The organism is Streptomyces sp. NPDC001220, assembly GCF_053597895.1.
In genome coordinates, this window is sequence record NZ_JBSFJE010000004.1 from 463249 (window position 1) to 490076 (window position 26828).

19 protein-coding genes are annotated in these 26828 nt (G+C 72.6%); 10 read left to right on the forward strand and 9 right to left on the reverse strand.

Features of this window, described 5'->3' with window-relative positions; translation table 11 throughout:
* Positions 1-226: 226 nt before the first annotated feature.
* Positions 227-400, reverse strand: coding sequence for a hypothetical protein (locus ACWDGI_RS12705; RefSeq protein ID WP_351313851.1), 174 nt, complete (start codon positions 398-400; stop codon positions 227-229).
* Positions 401-1042: 642 nt separating this feature from the next.
* Here ACWDGI_RS12705 and ACWDGI_RS12710 point away from each other — a divergent pair.
* Positions 1043-3313, forward strand: a complete 2271-nt coding sequence (locus ACWDGI_RS12710; RefSeq protein ID WP_450758196.1) for a M4 family metallopeptidase — start codon at positions 1043-1045, stop codon at positions 3311-3313.
* Between the two features lie 68 nt (positions 3314-3381).
* Here ACWDGI_RS12710 and ACWDGI_RS12715 read toward each other — a convergent pair whose 3' ends face one another.
* The 3 genes from ACWDGI_RS12715 to ACWDGI_RS12725 all read right to left on the reverse strand — a co-directional run bounded on the left by ACWDGI_RS12715 (position 3382) and on the right by ACWDGI_RS12725 (position 5951).
* Complete coding sequence (locus ACWDGI_RS12715) at positions 3382-4491, reverse strand: acyltransferase family protein (protein ID WP_450758198.1); 1110 nt, start codon at positions 4489-4491, stop codon at positions 3382-3384.
* A gap of 272 nt (positions 4492-4763) precedes the next feature.
* Positions 4764-5324: a hypothetical protein gene (locus ACWDGI_RS12720; protein ID WP_450758200.1), complete on the reverse strand. Its 561-nt coding sequence runs from the start codon at positions 5322-5324 to the stop codon at positions 4764-4766.
* Positions 5325-5456: 132 nt separating this feature from the next.
* Positions 5457-5951, reverse strand: a complete 495-nt coding sequence (locus ACWDGI_RS12725; RefSeq protein ID WP_450758202.1) for a MarR family winged helix-turn-helix transcriptional regulator — start codon at positions 5949-5951, stop codon at positions 5457-5459.
* A 263-nt stretch (positions 5952-6214) separates the two neighbouring features.
* Here ACWDGI_RS12725 and ACWDGI_RS12730 point away from each other — a divergent pair, with 263 nt between their 5' ends.
* The 3 genes from ACWDGI_RS12730 (at position 6215) to ACWDGI_RS12740 (ending at position 10166) form a co-directional block, all read left to right on the forward strand.
* Positions 6215-7633 carry a lamin tail domain-containing protein gene (locus tag ACWDGI_RS12730; protein ID WP_450758203.1) on the forward strand — a complete coding sequence of 473 codons (1419 nt, stop codon included), beginning with the start codon at positions 6215-6217 and terminating at the stop codon, positions 7631-7633.
* A gap of 165 nt (positions 7634-7798) precedes the next feature.
* Positions 7799-8884, forward strand: a complete 1086-nt coding sequence (locus tag ACWDGI_RS12735; RefSeq protein WP_450758205.1) for a hypothetical protein — start codon at positions 7799-7801, stop codon at positions 8882-8884.
* Positions 8885-9140: 256 nt separating this feature from the next.
* The gene (locus ACWDGI_RS12740) at positions 9141-10166 is read left to right on the forward strand and encodes an alcohol dehydrogenase (protein WP_450758207.1); all 1026 of its coding nucleotides are present in this window, start codon (positions 9141-9143) and stop codon (positions 10164-10166) included.
* A 38-nt stretch (positions 10167-10204) separates the two neighbouring features.
* On the opposite strand, the gene ACWDGI_RS12745 is transcribed toward ACWDGI_RS12740, so the two are convergent.
* Positions 10205-11908, reverse strand: coding sequence for a SpoIIE family protein phosphatase (locus ACWDGI_RS12745; protein ID WP_450758209.1), 1704 nt, complete (start codon positions 11906-11908; stop codon positions 10205-10207).
* 264 nt (positions 11909-12172) lie between these two features.
* Between ACWDGI_RS12745 and ACWDGI_RS12750 the strand changes: the two genes are divergently transcribed.
* Positions 12173-16201, forward strand: coding sequence for a molybdopterin-dependent oxidoreductase (locus ACWDGI_RS12750; protein ID WP_450758501.1), 4029 nt, complete (start codon positions 12173-12175; stop codon positions 16199-16201).
* Here ACWDGI_RS12750 and ACWDGI_RS12755 read toward each other — a convergent pair.
* The gene (locus ACWDGI_RS12755; RefSeq protein WP_450758211.1) at positions 16195-17205 is read right to left on the reverse strand and encodes a helix-turn-helix domain-containing protein; all 1011 of its coding nucleotides are present in this window, start codon (positions 17203-17205) and stop codon (positions 16195-16197) included. The two genes, ACWDGI_RS12750 and ACWDGI_RS12755, sit on opposite strands and share 7 nt — an antisense overlap.
* Before the next feature lie 184 nt (positions 17206-17389).
* On the opposite strand from ACWDGI_RS12755, the gene ACWDGI_RS12760 reads away from it, so the two are divergent.
* The 3 genes from ACWDGI_RS12760 (at position 17390) to ACWDGI_RS12770 (ending at position 22072) form a co-directional block, all read left to right on the forward strand.
* Complete coding sequence (locus ACWDGI_RS12760; RefSeq protein ID WP_450758503.1) at positions 17390-19444, forward strand: molybdopterin cofactor-binding domain-containing protein; 2055 nt, start codon at positions 17390-17392, stop codon at positions 19442-19444.
* Between the two features lie 31 nt (positions 19445-19475).
* Positions 19476-19934 (forward strand): (2Fe-2S)-binding protein, encoded by a 459-nt coding sequence (locus ACWDGI_RS12765; protein ID WP_450758213.1) that lies wholly within the window; start codon positions 19476-19478, stop codon positions 19932-19934.
* A 203-nt stretch (positions 19935-20137) separates the two neighbouring features.
* Positions 20138-22072, forward strand: coding sequence for a right-handed parallel beta-helix repeat-containing protein (locus ACWDGI_RS12770; RefSeq protein WP_450758215.1), 1935 nt, complete (start codon positions 20138-20140; stop codon positions 22070-22072).
* Between the two features lie 19 nt (positions 22073-22091).
* Here the strand turns inward: ACWDGI_RS12770 and ACWDGI_RS12775 are convergent, their stop codons facing one another.
* Positions 22092-23066, reverse strand: a complete 975-nt coding sequence (locus ACWDGI_RS12775; RefSeq protein WP_450758217.1) for an alpha/beta hydrolase — start codon at positions 23064-23066, stop codon at positions 22092-22094.
* 263 nt (positions 23067-23329) lie between these two features.
* Between ACWDGI_RS12775 and ACWDGI_RS12780 the strand changes: the two genes are divergently transcribed.
* Positions 23330-24211: an LLM class F420-dependent oxidoreductase gene (locus ACWDGI_RS12780; RefSeq protein ID WP_450758219.1), complete on the forward strand. Its 882-nt coding sequence runs from the start codon at positions 23330-23332 to the stop codon at positions 24209-24211.
* 127 nt (positions 24212-24338) lie between these two features.
* On the opposite strand, the gene ACWDGI_RS12785 is transcribed toward ACWDGI_RS12780, so the two are convergent.
* Entirely contained in the window at positions 24339-24896 is a 558-nt protein-coding gene (locus ACWDGI_RS12785; RefSeq protein WP_450758221.1) for an NADPH-dependent FMN reductase, read from the reverse strand.
* Positions 24897-24998: 102 nt separating this feature from the next.
* On the opposite strand from ACWDGI_RS12785, the gene ACWDGI_RS12790 reads away from it, so the two are divergent.
* Entirely contained in the window at positions 24999-25679 is a 681-nt protein-coding gene (locus ACWDGI_RS12790; protein WP_450758223.1) for a TetR/AcrR family transcriptional regulator, read from the forward strand.
* On the opposite strand, the gene ACWDGI_RS12795 is transcribed toward ACWDGI_RS12790, so the two are convergent.
* On the reverse strand, positions 25654-26820 hold the full coding sequence (locus tag ACWDGI_RS12795; RefSeq protein ID WP_450758225.1) for an FAD-dependent oxidoreductase: 1167 nt from the start codon (positions 26818-26820) through the stop codon (positions 25654-25656). The genes ACWDGI_RS12790 and ACWDGI_RS12795 overlap by 26 nt on opposite strands.
* Positions 26821-26828: the final 8 nt, after the last annotated feature.

The following is a 26828-nucleotide window of genomic DNA, read 5'->3' on the forward strand; positions in this document are numbered from 1 at the left end:
CGTCTGAGGATGTCCTCTTCCCAGCCCGCACCTCACGGTGCGGCAAGTCGTGGCGGTCGACGGCAAATCGCCGCCGGCGCCCAGCGGCTGGCCGAAGAGGAGTTGGTCGTTCTCGACGAGCTCGAAGTATGGCCTCAGTCGCGGTGTCTTCGGGTGGGGCACGGCCCGCCGCGACCGTGGGCTCGGCGGCGGGGTGCCGCCGAGCCCACGGTCGCGGAATGCGCGGTCAGCGCCGCCTCCGGTACGACCAGCCGGTGCCGATTCCCGCCACGTGGAGAGCCAGGGCGGTCAGCCCCAGCAGCATCACGTTCGTGGAGGTGAAGGTGTCGTTGGTGCTGATGTCCGCCGCGTTGATCAGGAAGGCGATGAAGAACAACACTGCCGCAATGATGCCGGGCATGACCAGGCTCCTCTCGATGGGGTGAATCCCGTATGCCCACACATCGCCTCCACAAGCCCGTCGCAGGGTAACCACGGGGAACGGCGCATCCCGATCCAGTGCCGGGCCGGTTCTCACGAGGCCACCACGCCACGCCGGTTCGGCGGCGAAGCGGTGGAAGTCGCTCGGCAAGCTGGCCCGTTGCCGGACATTTGTCTCCCTCTCCTGTGGCTCCGGGCGGCGCGGCACGGTTCCGTGTGTCACGGAGCCCAGCCCTGTGTTCGTGGACCCGTGCATGCGCAAGTCGGGCCATGGCGGTTGTCGGTGCGGTCCCGGCGGCACCACGACCGGAAAACGTTGTCGCGGTGCGCGAAACCCTAGCTCGCAACCACCAGTTCAAGCCGTTGTTCTGATGCGCTCATGACAGTCCCGTGCGGCGGATGTCAATCTGCTCTCCGGAAGTTCACCGCCCACTCACAGGCACCACACGCAATACCCACATCTCATTCCCCAGGTCACCGGCACGCCCGAGCAGACGCCACCCCGTCGCCCCGTGCCCTTTCGGCTCCCCCCCCGCACCCGCGCGCCGCCGGACGGCTCGACCCAGCCGACCCGCTCTCCCGGGCTCCACCGAGTCCGACCACCCCACAGAAGGAGAACGCCATGTTCCGGCAGGACCGTCACCATCGCCGTGTCAGACACGGTGTCGCCCTGGCGCTGACCGCCGCCACCACCCTGCTCGCGGCCGGCCTCCAGCACGGCACCGCCCTGGCCGCGGCCGGCGAAACCGCCCCCGCCAAGATCCTGGCCACTCCCAGAGCCGGTGCGGCCCCCGCGCCCCTCTCACCGGCGAAGCGCACCGCACTGCTCAAGAGCGCCGCGGCCGACGCCTCCGGTACCGCGAAGACCCTCGGCCTGGGCGCCGACGAGAAGCTCGTCGTCAAGGACGTCACCCGGGACGCCGACGGTACGACGCACACCCGCTACGAACGCACCTACGCGGGCCTGCCCGTCCTCGGCGGTGACCTGGTCGTGCACGAGAACGGCGGCCGCCTCACCGTGTCGAAGGCCACCAAGGCGGCAATCGCCATCCCCTCCACCAGGGCGAAGATCTCCGCCGTCACGGCGAAGGCCCAGGCGCTCGGCACCGCCGTGAAGGTCGGCGCCCAGCAGCCCAAGGCCGACGGCACCCCGCGTCTGGTCGTCTGGGCCGCCTCCGGCCGCCCCGCCCTGGCCTGGGAGTCCGTCGTCGGAGGCGTCCAGGACGACGGCACGCCCAACGAACTCCACGTGATCACCGACGCGGCGTCCGGCAAACAGCTCTTCCACTATCAGGGAGTCGAAACCGGCACCGGCACCGGGCAGTTCGACGGGACCGTGCCCCTCGGCACCACGCTCTCCGGCTCGACCTACCAACTCGTCGACGGCGACCGTGCCGGACACCGCACCTACGACCTGAACCAGGGCACCTCCGGCACCGGCACCCTCTTCACCGACGACAACGATGTCTGGGGCGACGGAACCGTGGCCAACCGGCAGACCGCGGGCGTGGACGTGGCCTTCGGCGCGGCGGCCACCTGGGACTTCTACAAGAACGTCTTCGGCCGCAACGGCATCCGCAACGACGGCGTCGCCGCCTACAGCCGCGCCCACTACGGCAACAACTACGTCAACGCCTTCTGGCAGGACAGCTGCTTCTGCATGACGTACGGCGACGGCTCGGGCAACACCCATCCGCTCACCGCGCTCGACGTGGCGGCCCACGAGATGAGCCACGGCGTCACCGCCGCCACCGCGGGCCTCACCTACTCCGGCGAGTCGGGCGGCCTGAACGAGGCGACCTCCGACATCTTCGCCGCGGCGGTCGAGTTCTACGAGAACCTGCCCGCCGACGTCCCGGACTACCTGGTCGGGGAGAAGATCGACATCAACGGGGACGGCACCCCGCTGCGTTACATGGACAAGCCCTCCAAGGACGGCGCGTCCAGCGACTACTGGAGCCCGTCACTGGGCGGACTCGACGTGCACTACTCCTCGGGCCCGGCCAACCACTTCTTCTACCTGCTCTCCGAGGGCAGCGGAGCGAAGACGGTCAACGGGGTCGCCTACGACAGCCCCACCTACGACGGCCAGCCGGTGACGGGCATCGGCATCGACAACGCCCGGCAGGTCTGGTACCGGGCTCTGTCCACCTACATGACGTCGAGCACCGACTACGCGGGCGCCCGCACCGCCACGCTCCAGGCCGCGGCCGACCTCTTCGGGGCCTACAGCCCCTCCTACCTCGCCGTCGCCGACGCGTGGGCGGCGATCAACGTCGGCAACCGGATCGCACTCGGCGTCAACGTGGCGCCGATCGCGGACCAGATCAGCGGTGTCGGGCAGGCGGTGTCCCTCCAGACGGACGCGTACACCACCAACTCCGGCGCGGGCCTGACGTACACGGCGACCGGCCTGCCGGACGGGCTGACCATCAGCGACACCGGCCTGATATCCGGCACCCCCACCACCCTCGGGACCAGTGACGTCACGGTCACGGTCACCGACGACACGGGCGCCTCCGCCACCCGGCACTTCTCCTGGCAGGTGGCCTACGTCTACGCCAACGCCACCCGGGTCGACATCCCCGACAACGGCGCCGCGGTGGAGTCCCCGGTCACCGTCACCGGCCGCACCGGGAACGCCTCGGCCACCACCCAGGTCTACGTCAAGATCATCCACACCTACCGGGGCGACCTGACCGTCGACCTCGTCGGCCCCGACGGCACCGTCTACTCCCTCCTGAACCGCAGCGGCGGCTCCGCCGACAACGTCGACCAGACGTTCACCGTCGACGCCTCCGCCCAACCCCTGACCGGTACCTGGAAGCTCCGGGTGCAGGACCGGGCCGCGATCGACGTCGGCTACATCGAGCAGTGGCGGCTCATTCCCTGAGCCCCCTTACCAGCGGACGGAGCCGTGGTCCCAGGACGCCTACCGCGTCCCGGGACCACGGCTCCCGCTCAGCCCGGCCGACGCGCGGAACCGGGGAACGACGGAGCGCCGCGTGCGACCAGGGTCTTCCAGGACCTGTTCCGTTTGAAGGGCATCTCGAAGATCTGGGCGAACAGCCATGCCCCGAGCACCGAAACCGGCAGCGCCACGGCAAGCGTGAACCAGAACGTCGGCAGGCCGCGAGATACGAAATGCGGGGCGACGCGGCGTATCACGACCATGACGATCGGCAGATGGATCAGGTAGAGGCTGTAGGAGAAGTCGCCGAGCCTCCGGACCGGTCGGGTGGTCAGGAGCCGCAGGAGCGGGGCGGGCCTGCCGGTGGCCACCGCGGCGAGCAGCATGGTCATGGCGGGAGCGATGGCCAGGTCGATCCAGAAGTAGTGGTTCACCGTCCACACGGAACCCTTGATGAGGCCGAGAGCCAGGACGGGCAGGGCGGCCAGGGCGGCGAACCAGCCCCAGGGCAGACGCCGGACCCGCTCTCGCGCGGCCACGATCCCCGCGCCGATCACACCCGCCACGAACACGGGCGCGAGGTGGGGAGCGAGCCAGTTGTCGCCCTCCACCGGATTCGCGCCGGGTGCCGTCAGGCCGAGGGCGATCACCGGAAGCGCCACACACGCGGCCAGCACCACCGCGCTCGACCGTCGCCGGACCAGGAGGAGCAGGGGAAAGAGGAGGTAGAGCTCGGCCTCCACCCCGATCGACCAGAACGCGCCGTTCGGCGTCGGTGCGGTGACCATGTCCTGGGCGACGAGTCCGAACACCAGGACCGTCTTGCCGGTCGGCGGTCCGAAGTGCGAGGCCGGCACCACGAACAGGGAGATCGTCAGGCTCATCGCCAGCGCCGCCCAGTACGGCGGCAGGATCCGCCAGGCACGCCGGCGCAGGAACCGGGCGACGCCGCCCGACCGCCAGCCGTGCCGCGCCGGGGAGATGGCCAGGGAGAAGCCGGACAGCACCAGGAAGAAGACGACGGCCAGGCGCCCGAACATCAGCCCCTTCAGCCATGGGGGTGCCGAACTGTCGGGGTAGCCGGGGAAGGTGTACAACCAGCAGTGAAACAGCACCACATACAAGGCTGCCAGGCCGCGGAGGCCGTCCAGACCCACCACTTGTGAGGGGACGCGGGCTCCGCCCGCCGTCTCCTCCTGCCCTGCCGGGGCCGGGGCGGCCAGGTCGAGAGTGCTGCCGGCCGGACGGCTCAGGTCCGTGGAAATCGTTCAACCCCCTTCTCCGTGCGGCGCCGTTGCCGCCGAGCCGTCTGCCTGGCGGTGCGCCGGGCGGCACAGGGCCACCACAGAGACTTGGTACGTGGCGTCCGGCTGAGAAGTTCAGCGGCGGAGGCAGCCGGTCCTCATGGCCGGCAGCACCGGAGCGGTGCGCGTCAGCCCGACCTGGCGGCCTTCCGGCCGGACGGGGCGACGGCGTACCACTGCGCGTCCTTCCCCTGGCCGTTGGCCTGTGCGGCGCCGGTGTCGCCGATGTACCGGTAGAGCGGCCACCCGGCGAGGGTGAGCTGCTTCATGCCGTTCCGGTGCACCGTGCCGAGAAGGTTCTTCTCGACTCCCGAGGTCTGGACGGAGTCCCCGACGATGACCGGCAGCCAGGTCTTCGTGCAGGCGCCGGAGCAGGTCCATCTGGAGGGATCCGACTCGTCCTTGTCGTATCGGTAGAGGGTCATCCCCTTGTCGTCGGCGACCACGGTGCCGATGCCGTTCAGCGCCTCGGCCGCCACCCCGGTGGTGAGGGCCGACGCCCCGGCCCCGGAGCCGCCGCTGCCGGCCGCCGCCGAGGTGGCCGGTGCGGAGACCGCGGAATCCGACGCGGCCGGGGCCACCGGCGCGGCGCTGTCGGAGCTGGTGCCGTTCGAGGAGCCGCACGCCCCCAGCAGGAGCGGGGAGGCGAGCCCTACGGCAAGGCTCAGGACGATGCGTCGCAGGATCAAGGAGTTGCCCTTCTGAAGGAGTCGCAGCCACTTGCTCCCTTGGTACGTCGCCCGACTCCCGCCCTCTCAGCCACGGGTACGAGATGACGCAGTCTTGACCATCGCCGTGCCCGGCGACGGCGGCCCGCGCGGTCACGACGGCGGCGCGGTGCCGTTCGTGCCGGTGAGGTTCTCCTCGATACGCGCCAGGAACCGCATGGCCTGCCGGTACTCCTCGTCGGTGAATCCCGCGGCGGTGACCGCCTCCAGGTCGCGCCAGGCCCGCAGGACCCGGTCGCGCAGTGCCTGGCCGGCGCGGGTGGTGCTCACGAGGACGGCCCGGCGGTCGGCGGGGGAGGGGCTGCGGGTGACGAACCCGGACTGCTCGAGGCGCTGCAGCATCTTGGTGACGGTGGACGGGTCGAGACCCAGCGTCTTGATGAGGTCGGCCTGGCGCTGCTCGCCCTGTTCCCAGAGCCGCATCATCAGGAGCTCCTGCCCGGGGTAGAGGCCGGTCTCGCGCAGCAGGTGCCCCGCCGTGATCCGGTGCGCCCGGGCGGCACGGAAGAGGACCTCGCTCATCGGAGCGTCGGCGACGGTCGGGACCGCGTCGTCCCTGCCCCGGACCGGTTCGGACGCTGGCGGCATGGCTGCTCTTCCTCCCTGCACGGCGAACGGGTCGCCCGTCGTGGAATCGTCTCACCCCCGCGGCCTGCCGGGGGCGCCACCCGGTCGCGGCCTCGCGGGTGCGCCGGTGGTGACGGCGTGTCTGCCGACCGGTGCGGACACCCGGCGCGATCTTGGTCATTCGCCCACCGTTCATAACGGCCTCACCTGGGTGAGGGCAGCCGTTCGGGCCACGTCGGAAAAGTCCTGGCGGCCTGTCACAACGGAACCCCAGGACGGATTTCGTGACCGAATCACGCGTTCGCCGGTGGCGTCGTAGCCTCCGTGTTCTGCTCGTCGCCGTCGCCGGCCCGACGCTCGCCGTCGGCGCCCTGACCGCGTCCCCCGCCCACGCGGCGGCGGCCGACGACATCCGGATCAACGAGGTGGTGACCACCGGGGACGTCAACGACTCGGTGGAGCTCTACAACAAGGGCACCGCCTCGGTGAACCTCTCCGGCTGGATCCTCAAGGACGACGACAACAGCTCCAAGTACGCGATAGCCTCCGGGACCACGCTCGCCCCGGGCGGCTTCGTGGCCTTCGACGTGCACAACGCCTTCGGTCTGGGCTCCGACGACGAGGCACGCCTCTACCTCGCCGACGGCACCACCCTCGTGGACAGCTTCAGCTGGAGCGAGCACTCCGACCCGTCGTGGTCGCGCTGCCCCGACGGCACCGGCACCTTCGGCTCGGCCGCGGTCACCCTGGGCGCCGCCAACGACTGCGGATCCGGTGGCGTTTCGGCGACCTCCTGGCCGGGCGGCAGCTCCGTCGCGACCGCCGACACCAAGAACGCCTTCGGCTCCGACCTGAGCGGCCTCTACCAGGAGGGGAGCGTGATGTGGGCGGCGCAGAACAGCGGCAAGCTGTGGCGGCTGGTCCCGAACGGCTCCACCGCCTGGAAGGCCGACACCAGCAACGGCTGGACCTCCGGCAAGACCCTCAGGTTCCCCGGCGGCTCCGGCACACCCGACGACGAGGGCGTCACCCTGACCGGCTCCGGAGCGGGCGGGGGCGTCTACGTGGCGAGTGAGCGCAACGCGGACTCGTCCGGCACCAGCCGCCTGTCCGTCCTGAAGTACGACGTGAGCGGTACCGCCACGGCGCTCACCGCCGCCACCGAGTGGAACCTGACCCCGGACCTGCCGTCCGTGGGCTCCAACCTCGGCCTGGAGGCCATCACCTGGGTCCCGGACGCCACCCTGACCGCCGCCGGGTTCAGGGACGCCGCCACCGGCGCGGCCTACAACCCGGCGAACTACGGCTCGCACACCGGCGGGGTGTTCTTCGTCGGCGTCGAGGGCACCGGCATGATCTACGGCTACGTCCTCAAGGGCGGCGGCACCTTCACCCGCGTCGCCTCCCTCAGCAGCGGCATGGCCGGCGTGATGGAACTCCAGTGGGAGCCGCAGGCCTCCCGCCTCTGGGCGGTCTGCGACGACACCTGTGACGGGCAGCACCGGACCATGAAGATCAACGCGTCCGGTGTCTTCGCCACCACGGCGATCTACAACCGCCCGTCCGGCATGGACAACCTCAACAACGAGGGCTTCGCCGTCTCCGGCTCCGACGCGTGCAGCAGCGGCACCAAGCCCGTGTACTGGTCCGACGACAGCAACGACAGCGGCCACGCCCTGCGCCGGGGCACGATCACCTGCTGACCCTGCCGGTGCGCCGATACCCCGCTGTATCGTACGCGCGGCAGCTCACGCACCACTGGAACATAGCGTCAACTCCCTTACCGGCACGTCGACTTCACCGACGTGCCGGTTCCTTTCGCCGCCCCCGGAGGAACCGTGGCAACCAGCCGCCCCCGCCGTTCTCGTGTGCCTCTGACCCGACGCAGATCCCTCGCCCTGACGGCCGCCCTCGCCGCCGTCTGCTGCGCCACCCTCACCCATCCCGCCCAGGCCCGCGCCGACTCCGCCGCAGACCGCGCCGCCCTCGCCCAGTGGTGGGCCCCCGTCAACTTCCAGGATGTCGACTCCACCGGCGAGACCGCGCTCGGCGGCAAGTCCGACTACATCACCTCCTACGACTACGACGGCGACCTCAACGGCCGCGACAACTGGGAGAACACCGGCCAGTCCCCGCTCGCGGCGCATGTCTACTACTCGGTCGTCCAGACCCCGTCCTTCTCGTACCTGCTCTACACGTACTTCCATCCGCGCGACTGGTCGGACGGCGTCCTCGACAACTACCAGGAGGACCTGTCCGAGCACGAGAACGACTCCGAGGGCGTCCTCGTCGTCGTGGCCAACGACGGTTCCGCGCACGGTCAGTTGAAGGCCGCGATCACCGTTGCGCACAGCAACTTCTACTCCTGGGTGCCCGCGGGCAGCGACTTCACCAGCGGGCAGGAGAGTGTCGACGGCACCCTGAAGCTGCAGGGCGACCCGCACGACGACGGCCACGGACGTCCGTTCACCACCCAGCAGCCCAACACCCACGCCGCGTGGGCCGAGGGTTACCTGTCCAAGGAGCGCGACCAGTACGCGAGCGGAGACGGCGTCGTCTACTACCCCGGCTCCACCGCCGAGGTGCCGTCCGGCTCCAACGACCGTGACGTGCAGTACACGCTGACCGACGTCTTCGCCTCGAACGGCATGTGGGCGAACCGCACCCTGACCTCGCTGTTCGCGACCCCGAACAACTTCGCCGGCGACGACGGCTCCAACCCCTACGGTGCCAAGTGCGGCGCCGGCGGCGTCCTCGGGCCGGCCAACGGCGCCTGCGACACCGACGCGGCCAACCCGCCCTGGGCCTGGGACGACGGCGACGACCTGCCCGGCCGGGGCTACCTCGCCACCAACCCCGCCGAACTCGTCTGGGACTACTTCGACTGGTCCGGCAAGCCCTCCTCGCCCGACCTCGCCTACACCTGGGACCAGTACAACGGCATCACTTCGTGACAACCCGTAGCAGCGGCGTCACTCCGCTGTGAGCGGTCAGGGCGTACCGGTGAGGTTCTCCGTCAACCGGTACGCCCGCTCCAGGGACAGCGGCACGCGCGGACACCTCTCGGGTGAGGCGCTGAGCGGGGCTCGCGGCACCTTCGTCGTCGCCCAGCGGGCCGCCCGCCGGACTCGACGCGCGCGATCGGCCCGGAGCTGGTGTGCTGGGGGAGGGGGTTCGACCGTCCCGTCGTACCCGTTCCGGGAGAGACGTATGAGTACCTACCGAGTCGCGCAGGTGACCGCCGCGGGCGGACCGTTCGAGATCGTCGAGCGGGAGGTGCCGCGGCCGGGCCCCCGGCATGTGCGGATCGCCGTGGAGGCCTGCGGAATCTGCCACAGCGACAGCTACTTCGTGACCGCCGGGCTGCCGGGCATCACGTTCCCCGTGGTGCCCGGACACGAGATCGCCGGGCGGATCGAGGAACTCGGCGAGGGCATCGAGGACTGGGGCTGGCGGATCGGCGACCGGGTGGGCGTCGGCTGGTTCGGCGGCAGCTGCGGCCATTGCAAGCCCTGCCGGCAGGGCGACTTCATCGTCTGCGAGAACATGCAGACGCCCGGCTGGAGCTATGACGGCGGGTTCGGCGAGCAGGTGATCGCCCCGGTGGACGCCCTGGCCCGCATCCCCGACGGGCTGACCGCCGCCGACGCCGCGCCCCTGGGCTGCGCGGGCGTGACCACCTTCAACGGGCTCAGGCGCAGCTCGGCGCAGCCCGGTGACCTGGTCGCCGTCGTCGGCCTCGGCGGGCTCGGCCACCTCGGGGTGAAGTACGCGGTGGCCATGGGCTTCGAGACGGTGGCCATCGCCCGCGGCGCCGAGAAGGCGGACTTCGCCAAACAGCTCGGCGCCCACCACTACATCGACTCCACGACCTCGACACCCGTCGCGGAGGCCCTCCAGTCGCTCGGCGGCGCCAAGGCGGTGCTCGCCACCGCGGGCAACTCCCAGGCGATCTCGGCGGCCGTGGACGGTCTGGGACCCCGGGGCGAGCTGGTGGTGGTCGGCGTCGACCAGGAGCCCCTCGGGATCAGCCCGTTCCAGCTGCTCATGAGCGCCCGGGAGGTACGCGGCCATCCGTCCGGCACCGCCCAGGAGGTGCAGGACACCATGGAGTTCAGCGCCCTGCACGGGATCCGCCCGACGATCGAGACCGTACCGCTGGAGGAGGCGGGCGCGGCCTACCAGAAGATGATGGACGGGGCCGCGCGCTTCCGGATGGTGCTCACCTACGGCTGAGCCGCCGGATGGTGCACACCTACGGCTGAGCCGCCCGGTCACGGCCGTACGGCACGGGCCGCGAGCAGGGCGATGTCGTCCTCGGAGCCGATGGCGAGGCGGTCGAGAACGGTGTCGACGATCTTGTCCAGCGGGTCGCTGGGCGACAGGGACAGCCCGGTCAGACGGGCCAGGCCCCGGTCGATGTCCTCGCCTCGCCGCTCCACGAGTCCGTCGGTGTACAGGAGCAGCACACCCCCGCGTTCCGGGGTGACGCGCTGCTCATACCGGCCGAGCCCGCTGCCAAGCGGCGGCCCGACCGGCACCGGCACCAGCTCGATCCCGCCCTCGGGGGCCAGCCAGACCGGCGGCAGATGCCCGGCGCTCGCATACGTGAGGGTGGCGACGTCCGCGTCACCGAGCGCGAGGAAGCAGGTGGCCACCCGCTCGAAACCGGAGTCCGAGACCATCCGGTCCGCGTGTTCCAGGATCCGGCGTGGCGAGAGCCCCGCGCGGGCCAGGGCGCGCAGCGTCGAACGGTAGTGGCTCATGGCCACCGCAGCGTCCACGCCATGGCCCATCACATCCCCGATGACCAGCATCGTACGGCCGTCGGGCAGGGCCAGGACGTCGTACCAGTCGCCGCCGATCAGCGAGCCGTCGTCGGCGGGCCGGTAGCGCCCGGTGGTCTCCACACCGGCGTGCTGCTGCAACTGGCCCGGCTCGGCAAGCAGGGCCCGCTGCAACTCCAGCGCCATGGTGTGCTCACGCTCGAAGCGGACCGCCCGGTCCAGGGCGCGCGCGGCGCGGGCGGCGAGTTCGCGGGCCACCGTGGCGTCCTCGTTCGAGAACGGCCCGGAGTCCCCGGCCCGCCCCAGCTGCAGGCTGCCGAGATACCGGCCGTCCGAGACCAGCGGCGCGAGCAGCACGGAATGGACACCGGCGGTCAGACAAGCCCGGGCCGGTGGCCAGCTCGGAATCAGCGCCCGCCACTGTGCCGAGGTGATCGCGTTGCGCCGCAGCACCCGGCCCGCCGCCAGGTTCCGCCGGATCCCGGCGCCGCGCGGCCAGCCGACCAGTTCGCCGCGCGCGTCCAGCGCCGCGAGACCGGTGACCAGACCCGGCCGGGTCGCGTACGCGGCGAGCCGGGTGGGCACCCGCCGCCCCGACGCCGTGTCCGGCGGATTGAGCTCCACCCCGGCCGCGTCCGCCAGCTCCGGTACGACGAACTCCGCCAACTCCCGGCAGGTCCCGGCGACATCGGTGCCGGTGCCGATCCGGGACGCGGCCGCGTCCAGCAGCGCGAGCCGCCGATGGGCACGCTCCAGCTCGTAGACGTACTGCTGCGGCTCACTGATCTCCAGGCCCACCCCGGCGACACCCACCACCTTGCCGGTGCTGTCCACCAGCCGGTGGTACACGCACCGCCACTCCCGGACCTGGTACGGCGAGTCCACCCAGGTCCGCCCGGTGACGATGGTCTCGCGGGGCCGTCCGTCGTGCAGGATGTCCCGCAGCAGCTGCTCCGACCGCTGGATGTGCGGCAGCACCTCGTGCAGGGTGTGCCCGAGATAGGCGGCGGCGGGCAGGCCGGTCATCCTGGCCATGTGCGGGTTGACGTACAGGTAGCGCAGATCGGTGTCGAGGACCGCGAAACCTACGGCCGAGTCCTCGACGATGCCGCGCAGCAGATCGATGTAGCCGATGTCGACGGGCGGTGCGCCCACGGAGGCCGGTCGTCGCGAGGAGGTGTCCCTGTCCACCCGGTCCTCCTCGCCTGCCCCCGCCCACGGCCGCCCTCATCCTCCACCAGGTCCCGGTACCGCGCATCCCGGGGCAGCCCGTACGCGCCCGCTCACATCGCCGGGTGCCGGTCTGTGCGGCGGCCTTAACCCCCGTTGATCAGGAGCGGTGACGCCGGTGTAATCAGCCGTGCATACGGTCGGGGCCGGATGACAGAGGCTGACCAGCAGGAACAGGGGGTGCCCGTGGCCGCGCCGGACTCGCGCAGCACCGACACGGCCAAGATGCGGACGGTCTGCTCGTACTGTGGGGTCGGCTGCGGCATGGTCCTGGACGTCGGCAGCGGCCCGGACGGCCGCCGTACCGTCCTGAAGGCCTCCGGCGACAAGGAGCACCCGGCGAACTTCGGCCGGCTGTGCACCAAGGGCGCCACCACCGCCGACCTGCTCGCCGCGCCCGGCCGGCTGACCACCGCCCTGCTGCGGCCCGGGCGGGGCGAGGAGGCCGTCCCCACGGCCGTGGACACCGCCGTCGCCGAGACCGCGCGACGGCTGCGCGCGATCGTCGAGGAACACGGACCGGACGCGGTGGCCCTCTACGTCTCCGGCCAGATGAGCCTGGAGGCCCAGTACCTGGCGAACAAGCTCACCAAGGGCTTTCTGCGCACCAACAACATCGAGTCCAACTCCCGGCTGTGCATGGCCGGCGCGGGCACCGGCTACAAACTGTCCCTCGGCGCCGACGGGCCGCCCGGCTCGTACCAGGACCTCGACCGGGCCGACGTCTTCCTGGTCATCGGCGCCAACATGGCCGACTGCCACCCCGTCCTCTTCCTGCGTCTGATGGACCGGGTGAAGGCGGGCGCGAAACTGATCGTCGTCGACCCGCGCCGCACCGCCACCGCCGCGAAGGCCGACCTCTTCCTCCAGGTGAAACCGGGCACCGACCTCGCCCTGCTCAACGGCCTGCTCCACCTCCTGTACGAGAACGGGCACACCGATCCCGAGTTCATCGCCGCGTACACCGAGGGCTGGGAGGCGATGCCGGACCTCCTGGCCGGCTACCCGCCCGCCGCCGTCGCCGCGATCACCGGCATCCCCGAGGCCGACCTGCGCGCGGCCGCCCGGCTGATCGGCGAGGCGGCGGAGTGGACCAGCTGCTGGACCATGGGCCTCAACCAGTCCACCCACGGCACCTGGAACACCAACGCGCTGGTCAACCTACACCTCGCGACCGGCAGGATCTGCCGCCCCGGAAGCGGGCCCTTCTCCCTCACCGGCCAGCCCAACGCCATGGGCGGCCGGGAGATGGGGTACATGGGACCGGGCCTGCCCGGTCAGCGGTCGGTCCTGGTCGACGCCGACCGGGCCTTCGCCGAGGACGTGTGGGGGCTGGAGCCCGGCACCGTCCGTGCCGACGGCGTCGGCAAGGGCACCGTCGAGATGTTCCGGAAGATGGCCGACGGCGAGATCAAGGCCTGCTGGATCATCTGCACCAACCCGGTCGCCTCCGTCGGCAACCGGCGGACCGTCATCGAGGGCCTGGAGGCCGCCGAGCTCGTCGTCACCCAGGACGTCTTCACCGACACCGAGACCAACGCCTACGCCGACATCGTGCTGCCCGCCGCCCTGTGGACCGAGTCCGAGGGCGTCCTGATCAACAGCGAGCGCAACCTCACCCTCGCCCGTCCCGCCGCCGACCCGCCCGGCGAGGCCACCGCCGACTGGCGGCTGATCGCCGCCGTCGCCCGCGCGATGGGCTTCGAGGACGGCTTCCGCTACGACAGCGCCGAGCAGATCTTCGAGGAGATCAAACGCTTCCACAACCCGGGGACCGGCTACGACCTGCGCGGAGTCAGCTACGACCGGCTGCGCGGCACCCCGGTGCAGTGGCCCGCGCCCACCGCTGACGGCCCCGACCGCAACCCGATCCGGTACGTCAACCCCGACGGCACCCTCACCTTCGCCACCGCCTCCGGCCGCGCCGTCTTCCACGCCCGCCCGCACCTGGACCCCGCCGAGATGCCCGACGACGACTACCCGTTCGTCCTGAACACCGGCCGCCTGCAGCACCAGTGGCACACCCTCACCAAGACCGCGAAGGTCGCCAAGCTCAACAAGCTCAACCCCGGCCCGTTCGTCGAGGTCCACCCCGAGGACGCGGCCGCGCTCGGCCTCGCCGACGGCGACTCCCTGGAGGTCGCCTCCCGGCGCGGCCGGGCCGTGCTGCCGGCCGTCGTCACCGACCGGGTGCTGCCCGGTGCCTGCTTCGCGCCCTTCCACTGGAACGACCTGTTCGGCGAGTACCTCAGCGTCAACGCGGTGACCAGCGACGCGGTCGATCCGCTGTCCTTCCAGCCCGAGTTGAAGGTGTGCGCGGTGTCGCTGACCAAGGTCTCCACACCGGTGAGCGTGCGGCGGCCGGGTGTCGAGGAGACTCCGGCCGCGCCGCCCACGGCCGCCCCCGCCTCCGCTGCCGCCGCCTCCGTCTTCGGACTCGACCCCGCCCCGCCGCCGGTCCTCACCGAACCCGAACGGCAGTACCTGGTCGGTTTCCTCGCCGGCATCCCGGCCGGTGCACCCGGCGTCCCCGTCCTGCCCCCGGACGCGCCGTTCAGCCCCGAACACGCCCGCTGGGTCAACGGCACCCTCGCCGGCATGTACTCCCGTGCACCGGCGCCGGAGGCCACGGCGGCAGGGCCGGCCACCCGCCAGGTGGTGATCCTCTGGGCCTCGCAGACCGGCAACGCCGAGGACTTCGCCACCACCACCGCCGAACGCCTCACCGCGGGCGGCCACCCGGCCTCCCTGGTCGCCATGGACGAGGCCGATCCGGCCGCCCTGCCCACCGGCGCCGACCTGCTGCTGATCACCAGCACCTTCGGTGACGGCGACGCCCCCGACAACGGCGCCGGCTTCTGGGACGGCCTCGCCGCCCTCGACGCCGGGCGGCTGGCCGGGCGCCGGTACGCCGTCCTGGCCTTCGGCGACTCCTCCTACGACGACTTCTGCGGGCACGGACGGCGCCTGGACCGTCGTATGGACGAACTCGGCGCGGTCCGGCTCGCCCCGCGCACCGACTGCGAACCCGACTACGAGACCCAGGCGGAGTCCTGGCTGGACCAGGTGCTGGCCGCCCTCGAGGACGGGGCTGCCGCGGCCGCCCCCGCCCCCGCGCCCGCCCGGTCCAGGCGGCCCGCCCCCAGCACCGCCCGGCTCGTCGGCAACCGGCTGCTCAGCCTGCCCGGCGCCGGCAAGGAGGTGCGCCGTTTCACCTTCGACACCCGCGACAGCGCGATGCCGCTGGTCTACGAGGCGGGCGACGCGCTCGCCGTCCGCCCCCTCAACTCCCGGGACCTGGTGGCGGAGTGGCTGACCGTCACCGGCCTCGACGGAGAGACCGGCGTGAGTGTCGACGGAGTCGGTGAAGTCACTCTCTCCGAGGCCCTGTTGCGGCACCTCGACATCACCCGGATCACCCCGGACCTGCTCCGCTTCGCCACCGAACGCACCCGTGACGCACGCGAGCTGCGCAAACTGCTGCGCCCGGACAACAAGGACGAGCTGGCCAGGTGGTCCTGGGGGCGGCAAGCCGTCGACGTCGCCGCCGAGTTCGGGATCCGTGCCGACGCCGGGGAATGGGCGGGGGTCCTCGGCAGGCTGCAACCGCGCCTGTACTCCATCTCGTCCAGTCCGCTCACCGACCCCCACCTGGTCTCGACCACCGTCTCCGTGGTCCGCTACGAGAACCTGCACGGCAGGCCCCGGCAGGGCGTCTGCTCCCCGTTCCTCGCCGACGCCGAGCCCGGCACCCCGGTCCCGGTGCACGTCCAGCGCTCCCCGCACTTCCGCCCGCCCGCCGACCCGGCGACGCCCATGGTGATGGTCGGCCCCGGCACCGGTGTGGCGCCGTTCGTCGGCTTCCTCCAGGAGCGCCGCGCCCGTGGCCATCGCGCCCCCAACTGGCTGTTCTTCGGCGAACAGCACCGGGCGACCGACTTCTACTACGAACAGGAGCTCACCGCCCTGCTCGCCGAGGGCACCCTGAGCCGCCTCGACACCGCCTTCTCCCGCGACCAGCGGGCCAAGGTGTACGTCCAGGACCGGATGCGCGAACACGGCCCGCTGCTGTGGTCCTGGCTCCAGGACGGCGCCCACTTCTACGTCTGCGGCGACGCCTCCCGGATGGCCAAGGACGTCGACCGAGCCCTGAAGGACATCGCCGCCGTGCACGGCGGACTGTCCGAGGGCGAGGCGACCGCGTACGTCAAACAGCTCGCCTCGGAGCGGCGTTACGTCCGGGACGTCTACTGATTCCGCGTCAGTTGCCGCATGGTGAGGGCGAGTTGCAGCCGGAACCGGCCCTGCGGGGTGCGCACCGGCCAGCCCAGCAGATGCTCCGCGTGCGTCAACCGGTCCTGGAGCGTCGAGTGGTGGACGCTGACCTCGGCGGCGGCCGCCCGCAGGCTCGCCGTCGACGCGACCGCGTGCAGCGTGCGCAGCATCCAGGGCGCGTCCGCGGCCGCGGCCTCCACGGCCCGGACGTCCGGCGCGGGCTCCGCACCGGGCACGACGAGATCGGCGAGCAGCGCGACGCCGCCCAGCTCCTCGGCGTGCACGACGGCAGGCCCCGGCTGTCGCGCGGGGCCGTCGGGGGCGAACCGCAGCGCGGTGCGGGCCGCGGCCCAGGAGCGCGGGAGATCCGCCACGGCCACCGCCTGACCCACGCCCGCGCGTCCCGCCGTCGCCACCGTCTGCCCGTCCGCCACGATCCGGGGCGGAGCGCCGGCCGCCGCCACCGCCCGGACCCGCACCGACGGGTCGCCGGTGTCCAGACCGAGCCGCCGAGCCGCGTGCAGCCGGGCCGGTAGCGGGGCGTCGGCGTCCAGGACCGTCTCGACCAGCGCCGGATCGTCCACCGGCGGCGCCGGGGCCCGGCCCCGGGTGCGGTCGAGCACGGACCGTACGGCCGCCGAGGCCCGCTCCAGGATCACCGCGTCGACGACGCTCGGCCCGTCGGACCCGGTCCGCTCCAGCCAGAGCGCCGGCGGCCCGCCCGGCACCAGCGGCGCACCCGGCCAGCCGGGATCGGGAGCGCCGGTGCCGTCCTTTCGCCGGCCGTCCGGCTCCACCCGCAGCCGGACCCGCCGCTCCTCGTCGACCAGCCGAGCCGGACACCCGGCGAGCACGGCGGCCCCGCGCACCAGTGCCTCCAGACCGGCCCGGCTCTCGGCCAGCCGGTCGAAGTAGGCGATCACCGAGACGGCGGCCCCGGCATCCGGGTCCACCGCCGCCAGCCGCCCCGCCAGCTCCTTCATACCGCCATGATGCGCCATCCGGCGGTACGGCGAGGAGAGCCGGGCGCGGCAGGCAACCGTTACGGACGCCCGTCCCTCCTAGCTGTCGAGACACAGCGTCGACACAGCCACCGACCGCCAGGAGCCCCGCTTGGACCGCAACGAGCCCGTGCGGGCCGCCACCGGACCGTCCCGCCGGAAACTCATGGTCTACACGGTGGCCGCGGCCACCCTCACGCTCGCCGCCCCGCTCGGCTGCGACACCCCACGGGCCGACGGCGCCACCCCGGCCTCCGACGTCGTGGTGACCGGCACCGACGAGGAGATGCTCGTCCTGGAGGTCACCGCCGCCAACCAGGTCGTGGTACGGCTGCCCCGGGCCGAGGTCGGCCAGGGCATCACCACCGCCGTCGCGATGATGATCGCGGAGGAGCTGGACGCCCGCCTCGCCGACGTGCGGATCCCGCTCGCGGACGCGCGCGCCAGGGGCAACCAGTACACCGGCGGCTCCAGTTCGGTCAGCTCGCTGTACGACCCGGCCCGGCGGCTGGCCGCCACCGCGCGCGCCCGGCTGGTGACCGCGGCCGCCCGGCGCTGGCGGCTTCCCGCGCACACCCTGCGCACCTGGAACACCCGGGTCCTCGCCCCCGACGGCCGGACGGCCACCTTCGGTTCCCTCACCGCGAGCGCCGCCCGGATCCACGTCCCGGAGGTGTCGAGCAAGCCCAAGCCGGCCTCCCGGCACCGGGTGATCGGGAAGCCGACGACCAGGATCGACGCCCGGGACATCGTCACCGGCGCCGCGAAGTACGCGGGGGACCTGGCGGTGGCCGGGGCGAGACCGACCGTGGTGGCCCGGCCACCGACCCTGCGCGGCAAGCTGGTCTCCCTCGACGACACGGCGGCCCGCGCCCTGCCCGGCGTCCAGGCGATCGTGCGGATCCCCGGCGGTGTCGCCGTGCTGGCGGACACCTTCCACCACGCCTTCCAGGCCCGGGACGCGCTGCGGATCACCTGGGCCGCCGGTCCGCTGGCGCCCCTGTCGGACAAGGAGATCCGCGCCCGGCTGCGGGCCGCGGTGCCCCGCCTCGGCACCCCGCCCCGCGGATCGACCCAGGTCGAGGGCGAGTTCGCGTTCGCCTTCGTCAGCCATGCCCCGATGGAGGTGCTCACCGCGGTCGCCGACGTCCGCTCCGACCGCGCCGAGCTGTGGTTCTCCTCGCAGACGCCGATGGACGCCCGCGAGACGATCGCCGACCTGCTGGGACTGGCGACCTCGGCGGTACGGGTCCACGTGGTGCGCGGCGGCGGCTCGTTCGGGCGCCGGCTCAACTTCGACGCGGCCATCGAGGCGGCGCTCGTCTCCAGGGCGGCCCGCAAGCCCGTGAAACTGATGTGGAGCCGCAACGACGACACCCGGCACGGCAGGATGCGCCCCGCGAGCCACCACCGGATCCGGGCCAGTGTCGCCGGCGGCCGGGTGGTGGCCTTCCAGCACCTGACGGCCTCGGTGGGGGAGTCCTCCGACGAGAGTGGCCTGACCGCACAGGCGGCCGGGGTACGACCGCTGCCCAGCGACAGCGGGCTGTACAACTTCGGCCGTGTGAGCGGCGATTCGGGCGGCATCGAGCTGCCGATGCCGCTGGGCGCCTGGCGCTCGGTGGACTCCGGGACGATGCGCACGGCCGAGGAGATCGTCGTCGACGACATCGCCCGTGCGCTGGGCCGGGACCCGGTCGCCTTCCGCCGCACCACCCTGCGGAGCAAGGCGGTCAAGGCCGTACTCGCCAAGGCTGCGGCCGCCGGCCACTGGGGCCGCGCGATGCCCGCGGGCACCGCCCAGGGCGTGGCCGTCCACGAGGAGTACGGATCCGCCGTCGCCTGCCTGGCCGAGATCGACGCCACCGACCCGAAGAACCCCCGGGTCACCAAGGTGGTGATGGCCGCCGACGTCGGTACGGCCGTCAACCCGCGCGGCCTGGAGGCACAGCTGATGGGGACCGCCGTCGACGGCGTCTCCACGGTGCTGCGGGCCGGGCTGCACATCGACCGGGGGGCGGTGCGCGAGGGCAGCTTCGCCGACTTCCACTGGGCCCGCCAGCGGCACGCCCCCCTCCTGTTCGAGGCGCACATCCTCCCCTCGGGCGGGGCACCGGGCGGCGCCGGTGAACTCGGCGTCCCCGCGGCGGCTGGCGCGGTCGCCAACGCCTACGCCCGCGCGACCGGCACGAAACCCCGCACCTTCCCCCTCGACTTCTGACCCACCGTCTCCCGACTCCCTGAAGGCACCGATGCGTTCGTACTCCTTCGTCCTCAACGGCGAACAGGTCACCGTCGAGGCACCCGCCGACATGCCTCTGCTCTGGGTGCTGCGCGATGTGCTGGGCGTCACCGGCCCCAAGTACGGCTGCGGGGTGGGCGTCTGCCGCGCCTGCACCAGTCACCTCGACGGCGAGGAGATCCAGCCCTGCACGGTCCCGGTCGCCGACTGCGCGGACCGTGCGGTCACCACCATCGAGGGCCTCGCCGACGGCGACACCCTGCACCCCGTCCAACAGGCCTGGCTGGACTGCGACGTTTCCCAGTGCGGCTTCTGCCAGCCCGGCCAGATCATGGCGGCCGCCGCCCTCCTGAAACGCACCCCGCACCCGACGGACGCCGACATCGACCGCATCGAGAACGTCTGCCGCTGCGGCACCTACTCCAGGATCAGGGAGGCGATCAAGAAGGCGGCGGCGAACGGGGGCTGAGCGCGTCCCGCGCCAGGAGTCGGCGGCCGTCGCCGGAGGGCGCCGGCCGCCGGACCGCCGGCTCCTCCTCCGGTCGCCCGGCCGACGACCAACTCCAGTCGCCCGGCCGACGACCAAAGTGACCCACGCACAGACGATCGGCCGACTGCCCGGCACCCTCGCCCGCTCCACGATGGACCCATCCGACGAGCGGGAGGCAACACGTGAGGACAGCACGGGGGAGTGCGGTCACGGCCCTGGCCATGGCGGCCGTACTGGCGTCGACGGCCGGCGCACCGGCCCCGAACCACCCACCCACCACTCAGCTCTACGTGGCCCCCTGGGGCGACGACCACGGGCCCGGCACCCTGGACCGGCCCTTCGCCACACCGGCTCGCGCCCAGCGGGCGGTACGGGCCATGGCCCCGCGCATGACCGCGGAGATCACGGTCAACCTGCGCGGCGGCACCTACCGCCTGACCGCGCCCCTCCGCCTGACCCCGGCCGACTCGGGCCGGCACGGCCACCGGGTGGTCTACCAGGCGTACGGCTACGGCACCGCGCACCAGGAGCCGGTCACCCTCAGCGGCGGCCGCCCGGTCACCGGCTGGCGCCCCGACCCCGGGCGGCCCGGCGTCTGGCGGGCCGACGTCGGGACCCTGGAGACCCGTCAGCTCTACGTCGACGGCCGCCGCGCCCCGCGCGCGGCCCGGAACGCACCCCTGCCCGGAAAACCGAGACTGACGGCCACCGGCTACACCACCACCAGCAGGATCCCGCTCGCCTGGCGCCACCCGGCCGACCTCGAAGTCGTCTACCGCTACGACTACGTGGAGGGCCGCTGCGGTGTCGCCGCGATCTCCAGGACCGCCGCCGGCCGGACCGCGATCACCATGGACCAGCCCTGCTGGCGGATGGCCCGGGCCCTGTACGGAGCCGACGCCCTGACCCAGACCCACGACGTCGAGAACGCCCCGAACTTCCTGGGCGGGTCCGGTAGTTGGTACCTGGACCGTTCCAGCCCCGCTCACCACACCCTTCTCTACCGCCCCCGCCCGGGCGAGGACATGACCCGAACCGAGGTGACGGCCCCCGCCCTCCAGACCCTGCTCAGCGGGACCGGCGGCTCCGCGGCGCACCCCGTGCACGACATCACTCTGCGCGGCCTGACCTTCGCCCACGCCACCTGGCTGGCGCCGAACGAGCGGGCCGGTTTCGCCGCCGCCTGGAGCATGTACATGCGCCCCGGCAAAGGCGGTGACATCACGGCGCTCACCGTGCCAGGCAACGTCACCTTCCGGCACGCCGAGCACATCACCCTGAGCGGCGACCGGTTCACCCATCTGGGCGGCCAGGGCGTCGACTTCGCCGCCGACAGCTCGCACAACACGGTGACCGGCAACGTCTTCACGGACATCTCCGACGGCGGTGTCGCCCTGGGCGTCCTGCCCCCGGCCACCCGGGGCACGAACACGGGCAACCGTGTCACGGACAACTGGATCCACCACATCGGCGTCGAGTACCGGGCGGCCTCCGGCATCTGGAACAGCGCCACCCAGGACACCCTCATCGCCCACAACCAGGTCGACCACGTCCCCTACACCGGCATCCTCTCCGGCCCCAGCGAGGACCTGCGCGGCCTGACCCGCCGCAACCGCATCCTCGGCAACCGGGTCTTCGCCACCAACCGCCTGCTGGCCGACGGCGGCGGCATCTACCTGCGCGGCGAACAGGGCCCCTCCTACGCGGCCGGCGCCCTGGTGGCCCGGAACGCCGTCACCGACAGCGCCCACGGCATCTGGAACGTCGGCATCTACACCGACGACTCCAGCAACCGCATCACCGTCCGCGACAACGTCGTGCACGACTACGTCGCCTCGATCGGCGGCTGCAGCGAGAACTGGGGCGACCGCCCGGTCCAGAACATCCGCTACCTCGGCAACTACTGGGACAACAAGGTCCCCACCTGGCTCCCCCGCCGCACTTACCCCGGCGCCTGGCCCCCCGCCCCCGACTGCGGCGACCCCCGACACCTCCACTTCGCCCACAACACCCTCCTCACCCCGGCCCACCCCTGCGCGTCCCTCCCCGCCTGCGCCGCCATCACGGCCGACGCAGGCCCAAGGCCGCCGTACCGCCGGGCCCCGGGCCTGCGCTGACCGCCGGGCCGCGCGATCCTCAGCGCGCCAGCAGCCGGCGCAGCCAGTCCGTGTGGGCCGTCCTCGCCGACTGGGACAGGGCGGCCTGTGGGGCGAAGCCGTCGAAGCCGTGGAAGCCGCCGGGCCAGACGTGGAGTTCGGCGATGCCGCCCGACTGCCAGATACGGGAGGCGTAGGCGACGGTCTCGTCGCGGAAGGTCTCGGCGGAGCCGACGTCGAGGAAGGCCGGGGGGAGGCCCGTGAGGTCGGTGGCGCGGGCGGGGGCCGCGTAGGGGGAGACGCCGGGGCCGCCGCGGGCGTCGCCGAGGAGGGCGGTCCAGCCGGTCTCGTTGGCCGTGCGGTCCCAGACCCCGAGGCCCTTCATCTGGTGGCTGGACGGAGTGTCGTTGCGGTCGTCCAGCATCGGGCACATCAGCATCTGGCCGATCACCGCAGGACCCTGACGGTCTCTCAGGAGTAGCGCCAGGGCGGCGGTGAGGCCGCCGCCCGCGCTGGCTCCCGCGATCACGATCCGCTCGGGATCGCCGCCGATGTCCTTCGCGTGCTCCGCCGTCCACAGCAGCCCGGCGTACACGTCCTCGACCGGCGCCGGATGCGGGTGCTCGGGCGCCAGCCGGTACTCCACCGACACCACCACCGCGCCCAATTCCCTCGCCCAGGCCAGCGGGACGTCCACCCCCACCCGGTTGTTGCCGATCACCATGCCGCCGCCGTGCACGTGGTAGATCACCGGCAGCGGGGCGGGGACGGGCGGCGCGGTGGGCCGGCAGATCAGCAGGGACACCTCGGGGGCGCCCGCCGGACCGGGCACCGTGAGGTCCGCCACCTCGAACGCCCCGTCCATGGTGAGGTCCAGCTCGGCGAGCAGCCGTATCCCCTCGCTCTGCCGGACCGTGTCGATGTCGTCCAGCGTGAACCCCGGCGAGATCATCTCCCTGATCAGCTCCAGGGCGGCGGCCAGCTCGGGGTCGAACGGGGGCGGTACGGAGGTCATGGCGGCTCCTCGCGGCGGTGACGGAACGGACGGCTCGTACGGCCATGATCCGCGCTCCCGTCCGGCCGGCCGGACCGCCGGACGGCGGAAGCTCCCCGCCGTCCGGCGGGTGGTCCGCCGTCCCGGCCGAGGGCACCACCGTCACCAGGCCGGGCGCGTCGAGGACACGGCCGTAGCCCGACGCCCGGACCTTGACTTCGAGAGCGCTCGAAGTTCTAGCGTCGGACGGACACAAGACGATCCGGGCGGAACGGAGAACGGCCATGCGCGTGGGCGTGCACATCAACCGGTTCAATCATCCTGGCGGCGGCCCCGCGCTGGGCGCCGAACTCGCCGCCGCCGGTGCCGCGGCCGAGGCGGCGGGCGTCAGCTGGGTCTCCGTGATGGACCACTACTTCCAGATGGAGTTCAACGGCGGCGCCGAGGACCCCATGCTGGAGGCCTACACCACCCTCGGCTACCTGGCCGGCCGCACCTCCACCGTCCGGCTGGGCGCCCTGGTGACCGGGGTGACCTACCGCCACCCGGGACTCCTCGCCAAGATCGCCACCACCCTGGACGTGGTGTCGGGCGGCCGGGCCACGCTGGGCATCGGGGCCGCCTGGTACGACCGTGAGCACCATGGTCTCGGCGTGCCGTACCCGCCGATCGCGGAGCGCTTCGAGCGGCTGGAGGAGACTCTGCGGATCTGCCTGCAGATGTGGGACCCGGAGAACAACGGCCCCTTCGAGGGCAAGCACTACCGGCTCGCCGAGACGCTCTGCGTGCCGGCGCCGGTCAGCTCCCCGCACCCGGAGATCATGATCGGCGGCGGGGGCGAGAAGAAGACCCTGCGGCTGGTCGCCCAGTACGCCGACGCCTGCAATCTGATCCCCTCCTCGGCGGAGGAGCTGCGGCACAAGCTGGAGGTGCTGCGCGGGCACTGCGACACCGTCGGGCGCGACTACGACACCATTCGCAAGACCATCGCGTACACCGGGGACGCGGCCACCGACGGCGACCTGGACGCCTTCACCCGGGACATCGAGGGATACGCCAAGCTCGGCGTCGACACCGTCATCGTGGGCCCGCGCCTGGGGGAGACCTCGGGGTGGATGGAGAGCTTCGTGGCCCCGGCCGTCGAGCGGCTCGCCGCGATCGACTGAGACGCGATCGGCCGGGATGTGATCGGCCGGGGCGCGATCGACCTGGGCGCGATCGGCCGGGCCGCATCGGCCGGGACGCGAAGGAGCCGGGGCTCACCGAGCCCCGGCTCCTCCGTCGGGCGGTGCCTCAGGCGGCGACGCCCACGTTGCCGTGCAGACGCGCCACGACCTCGGTCAGCTGGGCCGCGACCTCGGCGTCGTCGACCGGGTGGGTCTCGGCGAAGCGGGTCACCGAGCCGGGGATGGAGAGCTTGATGTCCTCGATCACGTTGCCGCCGGCGATGCCCACGGCCTTGCGGGCCTCGTCCTGCGCCCACACGCCGCCGTACTGGCCGAAGGCGGTGCCGACGACGGCGACCGGCTTGCCGCCGAAGGCGCTGGCGCCGTACGGGCGGGACAGCCAGTCGATGGCGTTCTTCAGGACGGCCGGGATGGTGCCGTTGTACTCGGGGGAGAAGAGCAGGAAGGCGTCGGCGGACTGGGCGGCCGCGCGCAGCTTCGCGGCGGCGGCCGGGACGCCGCCCTCGACGTCGATGTCCTCGTTGTAGAACGGGATGTCGGCCAGGCCCTCGAAGACCTCGACCTCGGCACCCTCGGGGGCGAGCTTGACGGCCGCCTCGGCGAGCTGGCGGTTGTGCGAACCGGCGCGAAGGCTGCCGACGAGCGCAAGGATGCGGACAGACATGGGGGAACTCCAAGGGGGCTGAAACACTGCTGTTACGAATCCGGACCAAGGTCCGGTTAATTTCTAACACCCCAAACGGACCGCGGTCCAGTTCTGTTCCCGATGCTTTACGCTGTCTTCATGTCCAGCGTCCTGCCGCCCTTCCCGCAGCCCCAGGAGCCCTTCGACGCACCCGAATTGCTCGACGTGGGGCCGGCCCCCGAAGAGCCGTGCCTGCGCGCGGACGCGGCCCGCAACCGTGCCCGGCTGCTGGAGGCCGCCGGGCGGCTGATCGCCGAGCACGGAGTGGCAGGCGTCACCATGGAGGCGGTGGCCGCGGCGGCCGAGGTGGGCAAGGGCACGGTCTTCCGCCGCTTCGGTGACCGCACCGGACTGCTGATGGCGCTGCTCGACCACTCCTCGCGCCGGCTCCAGGCGGACTTCCTGGGCGGGCCGCCGCCGCTGGGCCCCGGTGCCCCGCCGGTCGAGCGGCTGCGCGCGTTCGGCGTCGCGGTGCTGTACCGCGCGGCCGAGCAGCTCGACCTGCAGCTGGCCGCCCAGCCGGAGCCCACCCGGCGCTACGCCAATCCGCCGATGCAGGCGCTGCGCACGCATGCCACGATGCTGCTGCGCCGGATCCAGCCGGAGGCCGACTGCGAACTGCTCGCCCAGACCCTGCTGGCGTACCTCGACCCGGCCCTGGTCCACCACCTGACCAGGCAGTGCGGGATGCCGATGGAGCGCCTGGAGGCCGGCTGGATCGACCTGGTCGCCCGGGTCACGCGGACGGAGCCGCCGCGCTGACGTCCGGCCGGCCGGCGCTGAACATCCCGACCAGGCCCCGCGGCGCGTCGGCCTGGAACAACAGGGCGCTGCCCGCCGCGGACTCCGCCGCGGCCGCCTCGGCGCGCGGGAACATCCGGGCCTCGTAGGCGGCCAGGGCGGCCTCCGTGTCGTCCGGGTGCCCGGCGAGGGCCAGGCCCAGGTCGGCCGCGTCGATCAGGGCCAGGTTGGCGCCCTCGCCGGCGAACGGTGACATCAGATGGGCCGCGTCGCCGAGCAGCGTGACCCCGGGTGTCCGGTCCCAGCGGTGGCCGGCGGGCAGCGCGTGGATCCGGCGCGGGGTCAGCGCGCCCTCCGCGTCCGCGACCAGCGCCCGCAGGCTCTTGTCCCAGTCGTCGAAGGACCGGAGGACGGCCCGCTTGGCCGCCTCGCTGTCGGTGAAGTCGATCCCGTCCAGCCACTCCTCGGGTGCCTCGACCGCCGCGTACACGTGCAGGCTGCCGTCGCTCTCGCGGTGGGCCAGGATGCCCCGGCCGCTGCCGAGCGCGAACAGCATCCCGCCGCCGACGACCTCGGCGCTCACCGGATGCCGTACGTCCGCGTCCGGCAGGTCGGCCTCCGCGAACGACACGCCGCAGTACGCGGGCCGGACGTCCGAGACCAGCGGGCGCACCCGCGACCAGGCGCCGTCGGCGCCGACCAGCAGGTCGGTGGTGAAGGAGCCGCCGTCCTCCAGGAGCACCTCGTGCCGGCCGTCGCCGAGCGGGCGGGCGCCGGTGACCTTCGTGCCCCAGCGGATCACGCCCTCGGGCAGCGAGCCGAGCAGCATCCGGCGCAGATCGCCCCGGTCGATCTCCGGACGTCCGCCGGTGCCGTCGTCGGCCGCCGCGTAACGGACCCGGGCGTCCTTGTCCAGCACCCGCACCGCCTGGCCGCCGGCGTGCACGTGCGTCAGGAACTCCTCGTACAACCCGGCCGCGCGCAGGGCCACTTGGCCCGAGTCGTCGTGGATGTCGAGCATGCCGCCCTGGGTGCGGGCGGCGGGGGAGGCGTCGAGGTCGAAGAGGGCGGCCCGGACGCCGTGCACATGGAGCACCCGGGCGAGGGTGAGGCCGCCGAGACCGGCGCCGATGATCGCTACGGGGTGGTGGGGAACCGACATGGTGGTCT

Bases quoted from the DNA above. Each gene is read 5' to 3' on its own strand.
- ACWDGI_RS12705 (WP_351313851.1), bottom strand. From the start codon at position 400: ATGCCCGGCATCATTGCGGCAGTGTTGTTCTTCATCGCCTTCCTGATC.
- ACWDGI_RS12710 (WP_450758196.1), top strand. From the start codon at position 1,043: ATGTTCCGGCAGGACCGTCACCATCGCCGTGTCAGACACGGTGTCGCC.
- ACWDGI_RS12725 (WP_450758202.1), bottom strand. From the start codon at position 5,951: ATGCCGCCAGCGTCCGAACCGGTCCGGGGCAGGGACGACGCGGTCCCG.
- ACWDGI_RS12740 (WP_450758207.1), top strand. From the start codon at position 9,141: ATGAGTACCTACCGAGTCGCGCAGGTGACCGCCGCGGGCGGACCGTTC.
- ACWDGI_RS12750 (WP_450758501.1), top strand. From the start codon at position 12,173: ATGCGGACGGTCTGCTCGTACTGTGGGGTCGGCTGCGGCATGGTCCTG.
- ACWDGI_RS12755 (WP_450758211.1), bottom strand. From the start codon at position 17,205: ATGAAGGAGCTGGCGGGGCGGCTGGCGGCGGTGGACCCGGATGCCGGG.
- ACWDGI_RS12760 (WP_450758503.1), top strand. From the start codon at position 17,390: ATGGTCTACACGGTGGCCGCGGCCACCCTCACGCTCGCCGCCCCGCTC.
- ACWDGI_RS12765 (WP_450758213.1), top strand. From the start codon at position 19,476: ATGCGTTCGTACTCCTTCGTCCTCAACGGCGAACAGGTCACCGTCGAG.
- ACWDGI_RS12775 (WP_450758217.1), bottom strand. From the start codon at position 23,066: ATGACCTCCGTACCGCCCCCGTTCGACCCCGAGCTGGCCGCCGCCCTG.
- ACWDGI_RS12780 (WP_450758219.1), top strand. From the start codon at position 23,330: ATGCGCGTGGGCGTGCACATCAACCGGTTCAATCATCCTGGCGGCGGC.
- ACWDGI_RS12785 (WP_450758221.1), bottom strand. From the start codon at position 24,896: ATGTCTGTCCGCATCCTTGCGCTCGTCGGCAGCCTTCGCGCCGGTTCG.
- ACWDGI_RS12790 (WP_450758223.1), top strand. From the start codon at position 24,999: ATGCTTTACGCTGTCTTCATGTCCAGCGTCCTGCCGCCCTTCCCGCAG.
- ACWDGI_RS12795 (WP_450758225.1), bottom strand. From the start codon at position 26,820: ATGTCGGTTCCCCACCACCCCGTAGCGATCATCGGCGCCGGTCTCGGC.